The following is a 14,605-nucleotide window of genomic DNA, read 5'->3' as shown; positions in this document are numbered from 1 at the left end:
TGCCGGCCAAATCGGCACTGCTTACCCCTGCGGAGGATACCCCATGCGTTCGATCGGTCATTTCATTGGCGGCAAAGAGGTCAAGGGCACGTCTGGTCGGACGGCCGATGTCTTTGAGCCGATGACCGGCGACGTTCAGGCCAAGGTCGCGCTGGCGTCGCGGGCCGAATTGCGGGCGGCCGTGGAAAATGCCAAGGCGGCCCAGCCGGCCTGGGCTGCCACCAATCCGCAGCGCCGGGCGCGGGTGATGATGAAGTTTCTGGAACTCGCGCAGCGCGACTACGACCAACTCGCCGAGTTGCTCGCCCGCGAGCACGGCAAGACGGTTCCAGATGCCAAGGGCGACATCCAGCGCGGCCTCGAAGTGGTCGAGTTCGCCTGCGGCATCCCGCATTTGATGAAGGGCGAGTACACCGAAGGCGCCGGCCCCGGTATCGACATCTATTCGATGCGCCAGCCGCTCGGTGTCGTTGCCGGCATCACGCCGTTCAATTTCCCGGCGATGATTCCGATGTGGAAATTTGCTCCCGCCATCGCCTGCGGTAACGCCTTCATCCTCAAGCCGTCGGAGCGCGATCCGGGCGTGCCGATGAAGCTCGCCGAGCTGATGATCGAGGCGGGCCTGCCGGCCGGCATCCTCAACGTCGTCAACGGCGACAAGGAGGCCGTCGACGCCATCCTCGAGGATCCGGACATCATGGCGATCGGCTTCGTCGGCTCGTCGCCGATCGCGCAGTACATTTATGAGCGCGCCGCCGCCCACGGCAAGCGCTGCCAGTGTTTCGGCGGCGCCAAGAACCACGCCATCGTGATGCCCGACGCCGATCTCGACCAGGCCGTCGATGCGCTGATCGGCGCCGGCTACGGCTCGGCCGGCGAGCGCTGCATGGCGGTGTCGGTTGCGGTGCCCGTCGGCAAGACCACGGCCGACCGGCTGATGGAGAAGCTGATCCCGCGCGTGGAAAGCCTCAAGATCGGCACGTCAGTCGACCCATCGGCCGATTTCGGCCCGCTGGTCACCCGCGAGGCGGTCGAGCGCGTGAAGAACTACGTCGACATCGGCATCAAGGAGGGGGCGACGCTCGCCGTCGACGGCCGCGGCTTCAAGATGCAGGGCTACGAGAACGGCTTCTACATGGGAGGCTGTCTGTTCGACAACGTCACCAAGGACATGCGGATCTACAAGGAGGAGATCTTCGGGCCGGTGCTGTCGGTCGTTCGTGCCAAGGACTATGCTGAGGCGCTGGCGCTGCCGTCGGAGCATGATTACGGCAACGGTGTCGCGATCTTCACCCGCGACGGCGACGCCGCGCGCGACTTCGCGGCCAAGGTCAATGTCGGCATGGTCGGCATCAACGTGCCGATCCCGGTGCCGATCGCCTACTACACCTTCGGCGGCTGGAAGAAGTCCGGCTTCGGCGATCTCAACCAGCACGGCCCGGATTCGATCCGCTTCTACACCAAGACCAAGACGGTTACCTCGCGCTGGCCGTCCGGCGTCAAGGAAGGCGCGGAATTCTCGATCCCGCTGATGAAGTGATGAGATGAACTGACAACAGTGGGAGCCCGCTAGGGCTCCCACTCCGTCATCGCGAGGAGCGAAGCGGCGAAGCAACCCAGGCTGCCTCCGCGGAAGGACTCTGGATTGCTTCACTTCGCTCGCAATGACGGAGTGTGAAGAGGCGCCACGGCCAACAAACAAGACCAGGAAACGCGGAGAACGGATGCAGTTCGCTCTCGACGAGGATCAGATCGCGGTGCGCGACATGGCGCGCACCTTCGCGGCGGAGAAGATCGCGCCGCATGCGCTGCGCTGGGACGAGGAGAAGCATTTTCCCGTCGATGTGATGCGAGAGGCCGCAAGCCTCGGCATGGGCGGCATCTACATCCGCGACGATGTCGGCGGCTCGGGTCTCAGCCGGCTCGATGCGGCGCTGATCTTCGAGGCGCTGGCGACGGGCTGCCCCACGGTGTCGGCCTTCATCTCGATCCACAACATGGCCTCGTGGATGATCGACACCTTCGGTACCGAGGCCCAACGCCAGGCTTACCTGCCGAAGCTCTGCGCCATGGACCTGATCGCGAGCTATTGCCTCACCGAGCCGGGCGCGGGCTCCGATGCGGCGGCGCTGCGCACGCGCGCGGCGCGCGAGGGCGACGACTACGTGCTCAACGGCCAGAAGCAGTTCATCTCCGGCGCGGGCGCCACGGATATCCTCGTTGCGATGGTTCGCACGGGAGCCGACGGTCCCGGCGGCATCTCGACCCTGGTGATCGATGCCAATACCCCCGGCGTGTCGTTCGGCGCCAATGAGCGCAAGATGGGCTGGAACGCGCAGCCGACCCGCGCGGTGATCTTCGAGAATGCGCGCGTTCCGGTGGCCAACCGGCTCGGCGAGGAGGGCATCGGCTTCAAGATCGCCATGGCCGGGCTCGACGGCGGCCGCCTCAACATTGCCGCGTGCTCGCTCGGCGGCGCGCAGGCGGCGCTCGACAAGACGCTGGCCTATACGAAGGAGCGCAGGGCGTTCGGCAAGCGGCTCGACGAATTCCAGGCGCTGCAGTTTCGCATCGCCGACATGGCGATCGAGCTGGAGGCGGCGCGCACCTTCGTCTGGCGCGCGGCGGCTGCGCTCGACCGCAAGGATGCTGACGCGACCATGTTGTGCGCTATGGCCAAGCGCTTCGGGACCGATGTCGGCTTCGAGGTCGCCAACCAGGCGCTGCAGCTGCATGGCGGCTACGGCTATTTGAGCGAATACGGCATCGAGAAGATCGTGCGTGACCTGCGCGTGCACCAGATCCTCGAAGGCACCAACGAGATCATGCGCCTGATCGTGTCGCGCAAGCTGATCGAGGCGGCGCGATGACCGAGGCTATCGAAGGCGACCTGATCATCCGCCGCGAAGGCTCGGCCGGCATCATCCGGCTGAACCGGCCGAAGGCGATCAACGCGATGACGCTGGAGATGTCGATGGGCATCGACGCCGCGCTGGATCGGTTCGAGGGCGATCCGGCCGTCGCAATTGTCGTGCTCGAAGGCGCGGGCGAGCGTGGACTTTGCGCGGGCGGCGATATCCGCGGGCTCTATGAGAGCTCGAAGACGAATGGCGATCTCGGCAAGGTGTTCTGGCGCCAGGAATACATCATGAACGCGCGCATCGCGGCGTTTCCAAAACCCTATGTCGCCTATATGGACGGGCTGGTGATGGGCGGCGGCGTCGGGCTGTCGGCGCATGGCCGCCACCGCATCGTGACCGAGAAGACGAAGCTCGCAATGCCCGAAGTCGGTCTCGGCTTCTTTCCCGACGTCGGCGGCACCTGGCTCTTGTCGCGCGCGCCCGGCGAACTCGGCGCCTATTTCGGCCTGACCGGGCAGACCATGAACGGGCCCGATGCGATCCATGCGCGCTTTGCCGATGCCGTGGTGCCGACCGAGAAATGGCCGGCGCTGCGCGAGGTCCTGACCAAAGTCAGGCCGGGGACGCTGTCGATCGAGATCGACCGGCTGATCGCAGGCTTCGCGACGTCGGAGACGTCCGGCCCGGTGGCGGCGCAGCAGGCCAAGATCGACGCCTGGTTTGCCCATGACAGCATGCACGACATCTTTGCCGCGCTGAAAGCGGACGGCTCGGAGCTCGCGTTGGCGACGCTGAAGACGCTGCAGGAGAAGTCGCCGCGCGGCATGGTCGTGACGCTCGAGCTGCTGCGATTGGCACGCGGTGCGGCGTCCCTGGAGGAATGCCTGGTGCGCGAGTATCGTGCGGCGCTCGAAGTGTTCCGCAGCGATGATTTCCGCGAGGGCGTGCGTGCGGCGATCATCGACAAGGACCGCAATCCCAGATGGTCGCCGCCTGATGTCGATCAGGTGACACCGGACATGCTGGCGCCATATCTTGCCGAGATTGGCGCCGACGAGCTGACCTTTCCGCAGAGCAGATAACAATCAGGTCGAGGGGAGAGAACGAACCATGGCAACGATCGCATTCATCGGCCTCGGCAACATGGGCGGACCAATGGCCGCCAACCTGGTCAAGGCCGGCCACAAGGTGGTCGCGTTCGATCTGGTCGAGACCTCGCGCGCCCAGGCCAAGGCCGATGGCGCCGAAATCGCCGACAGCGCCGTCGCCGCGGCCAAAAGCGCCGATGCCGTCGTCACCATGCTGCCGGCCGGCAAGCATGTGCAGGCAGTCTGGAACGAGGTCGTGCCGGCGATGTCCAAGGGCGCGCTGATCATCGATTCCTCGACCATCGACGTCGAGAGCGCGCGCGCCGCGCATGCGCTGGCCACAAGGCACGGCATCGCCGCCGTGGACGCGCCGGTGTCCGGGGGCACCGGCGGTGCCAAGGCCGCAACGCTTACCTTCATGTGCGGCGGCGAGGAGAGCGCGTTCGCTGCGGCCAAGCCGATCCTTGAGAAGATGGGCAAGAAGATCGTCCATTGCGGCGGCGCCGGCGCGGGGCAGGCGGCCAAGATCTGCAACAACATGATCCTCGGCATTTCGATGATCGCGGTCAGCGAGGCGTTTGCGCTGGGTGAAAAGCTCGGCCTGTCGCATCAGGCGCTGTTCGACGTCGCCTCGACCTCGTCGGGGCAGTGCTGGTCGCTGACATCCTATTGCCCGGTGCCGGGCCCAGTGCCGGCTTCGCCCGCCAACAACGACTACAAGCCCGGCTTTGCGACCGCGCTGATGCTGAAGGACCTCACGCTGTCGCAGGACGCCGCCAAGGCCGCCGGCGCGGCGACCCCGCTTGGCCAGCACGCGCAGGAGATCTACAAGGCGTTCGAGGCCGCCGGCCATGGCGGCGTCGATTTTTCCGGGATCATTCAGCACGTTCGCAAGCTCGCCGGGACCACCTGATGACGACATTCAAGGACGCACGCGCGTTTCTGCTGGCGCATCGCACCGACTACGATGCGGCCGTGAAGGGTTTCCGCTGGCCCGATGCCGTCCCGTTCAACTGGGCGCTCGACTGGTTCGATGCCGAACTCGCGTCCGATCCGGAGAGCCGCGACCGCACCGCGCTTTGGATCTTCGACGCCGCGCAGGACCGCCAGACCAAGCTGTCGTTTGCGGCGTTGTCGCGCCGCTCCAACCAGGTCGCGAATTTCCTGCGCGCGCAGGGCTTGAAGCGCGGCGACCATCTGCTGCTGCTGCTCGGCAACGTCGTGCCGCTGTGGGAGACGATGTTGGCGGCGATGAAGCTCGGCGTCGTCGTGATCCCTGCGACGACGCTGCTGACCACCGACGAGTTGCGCGATCGTCTGGAGCGCGGCCGCGCCAAGGCCGTGGTCGCGGCGCAGGATCAGGTTGCGAAGTTCGCCGATCTGGGCGCCGATGATCTCGTCCGCATCGTCGTCGGCGCGCCGGCGGCACCTGCCGGCTGGCTGCCGTTCGAGCAGGCGGCCGACGCGGCCGAGGCGTTCACGCCGGATGGACCGACGCAGCCGGATGATCCGATGCTGCTCTATTTCACCTCGGGCACCACGGCCAAGCCGAAGCTGGTGCGGCACAGCCATCGCAGTTATCCGGTCGGCCATCTCTCGACCATGTACTGGCTCGGCCTGCAGCCGGGCGACGTGCACCTCAACATCTCCTCGCCGGGCTGGGCCAAGCATGCCTGGAGCTGCTTCTTCTCGCCCTGGAATGCCGGCGCCACGGTATTCGTGGTCAATCAGCCGCGCTTCGACGCCAAGGGGCTGCTCGCGATCATCAAGCGCTGCGGCGTCACGACGCTGTGCGCGCCACCCACGGTGTGGCGGCTGTTCATCCAGGAGCATCTCGCCGACTTCAAGGTCTCGCTGCGCGAGGCCTGCGGCGCCGGCGAACCGCTCAATCCGGAGGTGATCGATCAGGTGCGTGCCGCCTGGGGGCTGACGATTCGCGACGGCTATGGCCAGACCGAAACCGCGGCGATCGTTGGCAACTCGCCGGGCCAGAAACTGAAGATCGGCTCGATGGGGCGGCCGCTGCCGGGCTATCGCGTCGAGGTCGCCGACATCGACGGCAATCTCTCCGGCGAAGGCGAGATCACGCTGGCGCTCACCGGCGAGCGTCCGGCCGGCCTGATGCAGGGCTATCAGGGCGACGACGGTCAGCTGTCCGGCGCCGATGGCATGCGCTACCGTACCGGCGACGTCGTGTTCCAGGACGATGACGGCTATCTCACCTTCGTCGGCCGCTCCGACGACGTGTTCAAATCGTCCGACTACCGCATCTCGCCGTTCGAGCTGGAAAGCGTGCTGCTGGAGCATGAGGCCGTCGCCGAGGCTGCCGTTGTGCCGTCTCCGGATCCCATCCGTCTTGCTATACCGAAAGCCTATGTGTTGCTGACGGCGGGCGCGGAGCGCTCGCGCGCCACGGCGCTGTCGATCTTCACCCATCTGCAGGCGCGCCTGGCGCCATTCAAGCGCATCCGCCGGCTCGAGCTCGTGAGCGAGCTGCCGAAAACGATCTCCGGAAAAATCCGCCGGGTGCAGCTGCGCAGGCTGGAGCACGAGGACAACCGCACGGACCATCTGCGCGGCACGGAATTCAAGGAAGAGGATTTCCCGGAGTTGAAAACGAGGCCATCCGGGCACGAGGTGTAGGAACGCATGAACAAGATCTGGAAGAAGCCGCCGATTTCGCTCGAAGCCTATCAGGCCATGGTCGGCCAGGAGATCGGCGTGTCGTCATGGCACGTGCTCGATCAGAAGCGCATCGATACCTATGCCGATGTGATCGAGGATCATCAGTTCATTCACGTCGACCCCGAGCAGGCCAAAGCGACGCCGTTCGGCACCACGATCGCGCACGGCTTCCTGACGATGTCGCTGCTGTCGGTCATGTCCTATGAGGTCATGCCGGCGATCGAGGGTACGGCGATGGGCGTGAACTACGGCTTCGACAAGCTGCGCTTCATCTCGCCGGTGAGATCGGGAAAACGCGTGCGCGGCCGCTTCGTCCTTGCCGAAGCCACTCTGCGCAAGCCGAAGGAGCTGCAGTCGCGCACCAACGTCACGGTCGAGATCGAGGGCGAGGACAAGCCCGCGCTCGTCGCCGACTGGATCGGACTGATCTATCTCAGCTAACTCACCTCGTCACAACCCACCCTTCGTCATCGCCGGGCTTGACCCGGCGATCCATCAAGTCCGAGAGTCTTTCGAAGTGGATGGATGCCCGGGTCGAGCCCGGGCATGACGAGCGACAAATAGGAACGACACATGGCAATCAGATTCGACGGGCGCGTCGCCATCGTCACCGGCGCAGGCAATGGTTTGGGGCGCGCGCATGCGCTGGGGCTGGCGAGCCGCGGCGCCAAGGTCGTGGTCAATGATTTCGGCGGCGCGCGCGACGGCACCGGCGGCTCGATGACCGCGGCGGAGACGGTGGTCGAGGAGATCCGCAAGGCCGGCGGCACCGCGATGGCCGACGGCGCCGACGTCTCGAATTTCGAGCAGGTCACCGCGATGGTGGAGCGCGCCAGCAAGGAGTGGGGCAGCGTCGACATCATGTGCGCCAATGCCGGCATTCTGCGCGACAAGTCGTTCGGCAAGATGGAGGTTGCCGATTTCGCCAAGGTGCTCGACGTGCATCTGGTCGGCAGCTTCTACTGCTGTAAGGCGGTGTGGAACGGCATGCGCGAGCGCAACTACGGCCGCATCGTGCTGACGACGTCGTCGTCCGGCCTGTTCGGTAATTTCGGCCAGGCCAACTACGGCGCGGCCAAGACCGGCATGGTCGGCCTGATGAACGTGCTGGCGGAGGAGGGCCGCAAGACCAACATCCGCGTCAACATCATCTCGCCGACGGCTGCGACCCGCATGACCGAGGAGCTGCTGCCGCCGCAGGCGCTGCAGCTGATGAAGCCGGAATCGATCACGCCCGCGGTGGAATATCTGCTCAGCGAGGACGCGCCCACGCGCACCATCATGGGCGCGGGTGCGGGCTCGTTCGCGGTCATCAGGATCCTGGAGAGCGAGGGCATCAACCTGCCGCCGGAGGAGTGGACGCCGGACGCGATCGCCGCGCATTTTGCCGAGATCAGCGACATGTCGAAGGCGCGGGCGCTGCAGGGTGCGTTCGAGCAGACACAGAAATACGTCGGTCAGGCCGCAGCGCGGCTGGGGATCAAGCTGTAAGGCACCATACGCATCGCACCCTCCGCCGTCATGGCCGGGCTTGACCCGGCCATCCACGTGTTTGGCATCGCACGCGCGGAGAAGCGTGGATGGCCGGGTCAAGCCCGGGCATGACGACCTGTTGTGTGGTGACGCCATGGCCCTAAACTCCAGTCATGACCTTATCCAAGCAAGTTGCCGTCATCGGAGCCGGGCCGGCCGGGCTGATGGCGGCCGAGGTGTTGGCTGAGCGCGGTGCCGCCGTCACCGTCTACGACGCGATGCCGTCGGTCGCGCGCAAATTCCTGATGGCAGGGCGCGGCGGCCTCAACCTCACCCATAGCGAAGAGCTGTGCGCCTTCCTGTCGCGCTATCGCGAGGCGGCGGCGTGGCTGGAGCCGGCCATCCGCGCTTTCCCGCCGCAGCGGCTGCGCGACTGGTGCGAGGCGCTCGGCGAGCCCACGTTCATCGGCTCCTCGGGCCGCGTGTTTCCGACCGCGATGAAGGCCTCGCCGCTGCTGCGCGCGTGGCTGCGCCGGCTGGCCACGCAGGGTGTGCGCTTCGAGCTGCGGCATCGCTGGACCGGCTGGGACGAGGCAGGGCGGCTGACATTCGAGACACCGGCAGGACTGCGCGCGATCACGGCCGATGCGACCGTGCTCGCGCTCGGCGGCGCCAGCTGGCCGCGGCTCGGCTCCGACGGGGGCTGGGCATCGCTTCTCGCCGCGAAGGGTGTCGCGATTGCGCCGCTGCGGCCGGCCAATTGCGGCTTCACTGTCGCCTGGTCGGACATCTTCCGCGGCCGCTTCCAAGGCCAGCCGCTCAAAGGCATCGCGCTGTCGTTTGCTGATCGCAGCGTCCGCGGCGAGGCTATCGTCACGCGCGACGGCATTGAAGGCGGCGCGGTCTATGCGCTGTCCGCCGAGTTGCGCGAGGCAATCGCTCTGGAAGGCGCGGCCATTCTTGACGTCGCGCTGCGACCCGATCTTGCGACCGCCGATCTGGTCAAGCGGCTGTCAGCGCCCCGCGGCAAGCAGTCGTTCTCGAATGTCCTGCGCAAGGCGCTGCAACTGTCCCCCGTCGCGATCGGCCTGCTGCAGGAGGCGGCAAAAGCGCAAGGCCTGTCGCTGTCATCGCTGTTGCCGGACCGTCTCGCTGCACTGATCAACGCCGTGCCGATCAAGCTGACGGGCACCGCCGGACTGGCGCGCGCGATCTCCAGCGCCGGCGGCATCGCGCGTGACGAACTCGACGCCGACTTCATGCTCAAACGCCTGCCCGGCGTGTTCGCCGCCGGCGAAATGCTCGACTGGGAAGCCCCGACCGGCGGCTACCTGCTGCAGGCGTCGTTTGCGACCGGGGTCGCCGCGGGGAAGGGCGTGTTGAAGTGGCGCGCGGGGGGAATGGCAGGCAATGTCTGACCAGCTTCCCGAGCCCTGGTCTTGGATGACGGACGATCAGCTCCGCGCCGCGTTCGAAGAAGAACTTGCGCGCGAAGTAGGTCCCAATCATGCGCTGGCTAATCGGTCCCTCAGGATCGCCGCCCGACGCGAGGACTGCGACGACGTTCTTGTAGCGCTCGGGGGAGGCTGCGTGGCTCAAGTCCATTTGACGTGGACACGGCGCCGCGAGCTTGATCCTCGCTGGCCCGAGGCCGTCATCTACGATTCCATGGAAGATTGGCGGAACAGTTGCAGTGAATAGCCGAGCGGGCGGCCACACCGTCGTCATTCCGGGGCGCCCGGAGGGCGAGCCCGGAATCCATAACCACGATCGGGCGTATGGATTCCGGGCTCAGCCGCTAGCGCGGCTGCCCCGGAATGACGCTGCGAGAGAGTTTCGCCCTACCGCAGCTTGCCGCGGGCGGCGACCGGCAGCGTGCCCAGGATCTCCTCGCCGCGGACCATGACGACCTCGTCCATCATGTTGACGACGACGCAGACGTGGTTGGGGATGATGCGCACGACGTCGCCGACATTGGGGCGGGTATTGCTGCGCGACAGATCGAGGAAGCCGTGCTCCTCGGCGAAGCGCGCGATCTTCGCTTCCGGGTGCTCCAGGATCAGTCCGTGGCCGTCGAGGCCGCCGGTATCCGTCGTCAGCGTCTTAGAGCCGGCGTCGAGGATGCCGCGCTCCGGTGCGGCGCGGCTGACGACGGTCGAGTAGATGTGCAGCGCGCAGTCGTCCCAGGTCGCGACACCGGCGGCGACCTGCATGCGGTCGTTGTAGATGTAGGTGCCGGGCCGGTGCTCGGTGGCGCCCTTGAGCTTGCCGAGATTCTTCAGGTTGGGCGAGCCGCCGGTCGAGACGATGGCCGCGTCCAGCCCGTCGGCGCGGACGCCGGCCAGCGCCTCGTCATAGAACCGCTGCGCCTCGTCCCAGCCGGTCTCGGTCGGATACAGCATGAAGCCGGCGAAGCGCAGGCCGTCTGACGCTGCGATCTGGCGCGCGAGCTGGATCGCTTCCGTCGGCGTCTCGACGCCGGCGCGCTTGCGCCCAGTGTCGCATTCGACGACGACCGAGAGCGTGCGGCCGGATTGCTTTGCCGCCTGCGGCAGGCCGGCGATCACGGTCGCGTTGTCGGCGGCAACCGTCATGTCGGCCTTGGCTTGCAGCGATGCGAGGCGTGCCATCTTCTCCTCGCCGATCAGGTTGTAGCTGATCAGGATATTGTCGATGCCGGCACCCGCCATGATCTCAGCCTCGCCGATCTTCTGGCAGGTGATGCCTTGCGCGCCCGCCTCGATCTGCAGCTTCGCGAGCACCGGGCTCTTGTGCGTCTTGATGTGCGGCCGGTTGGCGACGCCCGCGGCCTCGCACTGGGCCTGAATGCGCGCGATGTTGCGCTCGACCCTGTCCATGTCGATGACGGCACAGGGCGTGCCGTACTCCCGGGCGATCCTGGCGGCGAGCGGGGTGGTCATGTCATTTACTCCATGTTGCCGTCATTGCGAGGAGCGAAGCGACGAATCAATCCAGAGTCCGGCTGCAGCCCCGGATTGTTTCACGTCGCTCGCAATGACGAAGTGATTTCGATGAACGTTACGCGCCCTCGATCTCCTCGCGCAGCACTTCGAGCTCGAGCCAGCGGTCCTCGGCGGCGGTGAGCTCGGCTTGTGCAGTGGCGATCGCGAGGGAGGCGGCGTCGAATTTCTTGCGGTCTTTCGCATACAGCGCGGGGTCGGCGAGCACGGCCTGCTGCTTGGCGATCTCGGCTTGCAGCTTGGCGATCGTCTTCGGCAAGGTCTCCAGCGCGTGCTTCTCGTTGAAGGAGAGCTTGCGCTTCGGCGCGCTCGCAGGCGCCGTGGCCGCGTGCTTGGTTTCCTTCTTCTCCTCAGCCGCCTTGGCATGCTGGCGCTTTAGGTCGGCGCCGCGTTGCGCCAGCATGTCGCTGTAGCCGCCGGCGTATTCCTGCCATTTGCCGTTGCCCTCGGGGACGATCACCGAGGTGACCACGCGATCGAGGAAGTCGCGGTCGTGGCTGATCAGGATCACCGTGCCCTCGTAGTCGCCGAGCATGTCCTCGAGCACATCGAGTGTCTCCAGGTCGAGATCGTTGGTCGGCTCGTCCAGCACCAGCAGGTTCGATGGCTTGGCCAGCGCGCGCGCCAGCATCAGCCGGCCGCGCTCGCCGCCGGAGAGCACTTCGAGCGGCGTGCGCATCTGCTCGCGCGAGAACAGGAAGTCCTCCATGTAGCCGACGACGTGCTTCGGCTTGCCGGCCACCATGACGTGATCGCCGCGGCCGCCGGTCAGCGCTTCGGCGAGCGTCGTCCGGGGATCGAGGCTCTCGCGGTGCTGGTCGAGCGTCGCCGTCTCCAGATTGACGCCGAGCCGGATGCTGCCGCTGTCCGGCTCGCTGCCGCCGGTGAGCAGGTTGACCAGCGTGGTCTTGCCGGCGCCGTTCGGGCCGACGATGCCGATGCGGTCGCCGCGCTGGATGCGGATGGAGAAGTTGTCGACGATCTTGCGATCACCAAAGCTCTTCGAAGCGCCCTTCGCTTCGATCACCAGCTTGCCGGACTTGTCGGCCTCGGCCGCGGCGAGGTTGGCGGCGCCCGCCGTGCCGCGATAGTCGCGGCGCTGCTGGCGCAACGCATGCAGGTTGGCGAGCCGCTTGACGTTGCGCTTGCGGCGGCCGGAGACGCCGTAGCGCAGCCAGTGCTCTTCGTTGACGATCTTGCGGTCGAGCTTGTGCTGCTCGCGCTCTTCTTCCGCCAGCACCTCGTCGCGCCACGCCTCGAACGCCGCAAAGCCGCGGTCGATCTGCCTGATCTGGCCGCGGTCGAGCCAGGCGGTCGCGCGCGACAGATTGGTGAGGAAACGGCGATCGTGACTGATCAGCACCAGTGCCGAGCTTCGGCCGTCGAGCTCGTTCTCCAGCCATTCGATCGTGGTCAGGTCGAGATGGTTGGTCGGCTCGTCCAGCAGCAGGATGTCGGGGTTGGGCGCGAGCACGCGCGCCAACGCCGCGCGGCGCGCCTCGCCGCCGGAGACATGCGCCGGATCTTCCTCGCCGGTGAGGCCGAGCTGCTCGACGAGATAGCGCGCCTGATAGTGATCGTCGCCGGGACCGAGCCCGGCCTCGACATAGGACAGCGTGGTGGCATGGCCGGAGAAGTCCGGCTCCTGCGGCAGGTAGCGCACGGTGGCGCCCGGCTGCACGAAGCGCGTGCCGCTGTCGCACTCGACGAGGCCGGCGGCGATCTTGAGCAGCGTCGATTTGCCGGAGCCGTTGCGGCCGATCAGGCAGACGCGTTCGCCCGGCGAGACCGACAGCTCGACGCCCTGCAGCAGGGCGGTGCCGCCGAAGGTCAGGCGGATGTCCTTGAGTTGGATGAGAGGCGGCGCCATGGGTCTAGCCTTGCTGTTGCATCCGCGCGGCGCGCTGGCGCTGCATGCGGCGGATGGTCTGATCGAGGGTGGAGAGGAAGGTGGAGCGGTCGCGCGGCGTGAACGAGCGCGGCCCGCCGGTGACCTCGCCGGACGAGCGCAGATCGGTCATGAGGTTGCGCACGGCGAGCGTCATGCCGATCGACTCCTCGGTGAACGCCTTGCCGTTCGGCGCGATCACCGCGCTGCCGGCCTTGACGCAGCGGCTCGCCAGCGGAATGTCCGCTGTGATGACGACGTCGTCGGCGCCGGCGCGCTCTGCGATCCAGTCGTCCGCGGCATCCATGCCGCTGCCCGCCGCCACGCGCGTGATCAGGGGATCCTCGGGCACGCGGATGAAGCCGCCCGCGACCACGATCACTGGCAGGCCGTGGCGGATCGCGACGCGATAGATCTCGTCCTTCACCGGACAGGCGTCGGCGTCGACATAGATCGTGACAGGGGCGAGCTCGGCGGTTTCGGTCGTCATCTGGCGTTCTGCTGGGGGTGGCCGGTTGGTACCCCATCGCCAGCCAAATTGCGAGCCAAACGCTGGCCTTGCCAGGACCTTTCCGGCCGTTACCATCGCCCGAAAAGGGTCAAAGGGAGGCAAGGATGGCAGACGGAATCGCGACCTATGCGGTCGAGGCGTTCAACACGGCCAAGCAGTCCGAGAACAAGATGCACGATGACAGCGTGGCGCGCCGGTTCGGCTTCGCCGGCGGCCTCGTGCCCGGCGTCGAGGTGCTGGCCTATATGCTGCATCAGCCGGTTGTGCGCTGGGGCCGGGCATTCCTGGAGCGCGGGCTGATCGAGGCGCGGTTCACCAAGCCGGTCTATGACGGCGAGATCGCCGTGGTCAGGGCGGAGGAGGTCGGCGACGGGCTCAGCCTGGAGGTCGCGAGTAAAGGTGAGATCTGCGCCACCGGTTCCGCGTCGCTGCCCGCGTCAGCGCCCGACATCGCTCTGGCCGAATATCGAGAGGTTCCAGCCGCGGCGGTGCGACCGCTCGTCAGTGCGGAGTCATTCGCTGTCGGCAGCTGGCTCGGCACGGCGCCACGCGCGTGGCCAGGGCAGGCGGCCACCGCCTATCTCTCTGAGATTCGCGAGCGCGATCCGATCTATGCAAACGAGCGGTTTGGTCACCCGGGCATGTTGCAGAGGGTGATGAACCGGCTGCTGGTCGACAATGTCGTCCTCGGCCCCTGGATTCACGTCGGCAGCCGAATGCAATTGCTGTCGGCGATTGCAGAAGCCGACGAGATCACGGCGCGTGGCCGGGTGGTCGCGAACTACGAGAAGAAGGGCCACCGCTTCGTCGAGATCGATGCGCTGGTGGTCGCCAATGGCGACCGCCCACTTGCGCATTGCCATCACGTGGCGATCTATCAGCCGCGCGCGCAGGCGGCCGCCTAGCGGACGGACTTGGCAAGAGGCACGCGGCATCCAAAAGACAGCTGTCATGCTCCGCCTGCGCGGACGATGACGGCGAAGTTCTGGGTACGCTGCTTGCCCACACTCCCGTCATTGCGAGCGCAGTGTTCAGCCCGGAGACATAGCTGACGGGTGTTCGGGGAGATGGTTGACACTTCAAAATCGGCTCGATTCGTCAAGCAGAGGGGCGAGCGA

At 66.6% G+C, this 14,605-nt stretch carries 11 protein-coding genes and 1 pseudogene; 9 read left to right on the top strand and 3 right to left on the bottom strand.

Annotation, left to right across the window (positions count from 1 at the left end):
- Positions 1-43: 43 nt before the first annotated feature.
- The 8 genes and pseudogenes from ACQR0W_RS24205 to ACQR0W_RS24170 all read left to right on the top strand — a co-directional run bounded on the left by ACQR0W_RS24205 (position 44) and on the right by ACQR0W_RS24170 (position 9,525).
- Positions 44-1,540: a CoA-acylating methylmalonate-semialdehyde dehydrogenase gene (locus ACQR0W_RS24205; protein WP_316172006.1), complete on the top strand. Its 1,497-nt coding sequence runs from the start codon at positions 44-46 to the stop codon at positions 1,538-1,540.
- A gap of 184 nt (positions 1,541-1,724) precedes the next feature.
- Positions 1,725-2,870 carry an acyl-CoA dehydrogenase family protein gene (locus ACQR0W_RS24200; protein WP_316172005.1) on the top strand — a complete coding sequence of 382 codons (1,146 nt, stop codon included), beginning with the start codon at positions 1,725-1,727 and terminating at the stop codon, positions 2,868-2,870.
- Positions 2,867-3,943 (top strand): enoyl-CoA hydratase/isomerase family protein, encoded by a 1,077-nt coding sequence (locus ACQR0W_RS24195; protein ID WP_316172004.1) that lies wholly within the window; start codon positions 2,867-2,869, stop codon positions 3,941-3,943. The genes ACQR0W_RS24200 and ACQR0W_RS24195 overlap by 4 nt, the downstream gene beginning before the upstream one ends.
- Positions 3,944-3,953: 10 nt before the next feature.
- Positions 3,954-4,862: pseudogene (gene mmsB, locus ACQR0W_RS24190) on the top strand (3-hydroxyisobutyrate dehydrogenase); the annotation flags it as partial.
- Positions 4,862-6,592: an AMP-binding protein gene (locus ACQR0W_RS24185; protein WP_316172003.1), complete on the top strand. Its 1,731-nt coding sequence runs from the start codon at positions 4,862-4,864 to the stop codon at positions 6,590-6,592. The pseudogene mmsB and the gene ACQR0W_RS24185, both read left to right, overlap by 1 nt.
- A gap of 6 nt (positions 6,593-6,598) precedes the next feature.
- Positions 6,599-7,075 (top strand): MaoC family dehydratase, encoded by a 477-nt coding sequence (locus ACQR0W_RS24180; protein ID WP_315827400.1) that lies wholly within the window; start codon positions 6,599-6,601, stop codon positions 7,073-7,075.
- 132 nt (positions 7,076-7,207) lie between these two features.
- A complete protein-coding gene (locus ACQR0W_RS24175) occupies positions 7,208-8,125 on the top strand; it encodes an SDR family NAD(P)-dependent oxidoreductase (protein ID WP_315714433.1) in 918 nt (305 codons plus the stop codon).
- A 155-nt stretch (positions 8,126-8,280) separates the two neighbouring features.
- Entirely contained in the window at positions 8,281-9,525 is a 1,245-nt protein-coding gene (locus ACQR0W_RS24170) for an NAD(P)/FAD-dependent oxidoreductase (RefSeq protein ID WP_316172001.1), read from the top strand.
- 423 nt (positions 9,526-9,948) lie between these two features.
- Here ACQR0W_RS24170 and ACQR0W_RS24165 read toward each other — a convergent pair whose 3' ends face one another.
- From ACQR0W_RS24165 to ACQR0W_RS24155, 3 genes are all read right to left on the bottom strand, one after another.
- Positions 9,949-11,028 (bottom strand): D-TA family PLP-dependent enzyme, encoded by a 1,080-nt coding sequence (locus tag ACQR0W_RS24165; protein ID WP_315827403.1) that lies wholly within the window; start codon positions 11,026-11,028, stop codon positions 9,949-9,951.
- 118 nt (positions 11,029-11,146) lie between these two features.
- Positions 11,147-12,958: an ABC-F family ATP-binding cassette domain-containing protein gene (locus tag ACQR0W_RS24160; protein ID WP_316172000.1), complete on the bottom strand. Its 1,812-nt coding sequence runs from the start codon at positions 12,956-12,958 to the stop codon at positions 11,147-11,149.
- Between the two features lie 4 nt (positions 12,959-12,962).
- A complete protein-coding gene (locus tag ACQR0W_RS24155; protein ID WP_315714429.1) occupies positions 12,963-13,466 on the bottom strand; it encodes a YaiI/YqxD family protein in 504 nt (167 codons plus the stop codon).
- Between the two features lie 125 nt (positions 13,467-13,591).
- On the opposite strand from ACQR0W_RS24155, the gene ACQR0W_RS24150 reads away from it, so the two are divergent.
- Positions 13,592-14,392, top strand: a complete 801-nt coding sequence (locus ACQR0W_RS24150; RefSeq protein WP_316187229.1) for a hypothetical protein — start codon at positions 13,592-13,594, stop codon at positions 14,390-14,392.
- Positions 14,393-14,605: the final 213 nt, after the last annotated feature.

The sequence above is a fragment of the Bradyrhizobium sp. HKCCYLRH1034 genome (assembly GCF_051168375.1).
GTDB lineage: Bacteria > Pseudomonadota > Alphaproteobacteria > Rhizobiales > Xanthobacteraceae > Bradyrhizobium.
The sequence above is the reverse complement of the archived record's forward strand: the minus strand, read 5'-3'. Positions and strand labels throughout refer to the sequence as shown.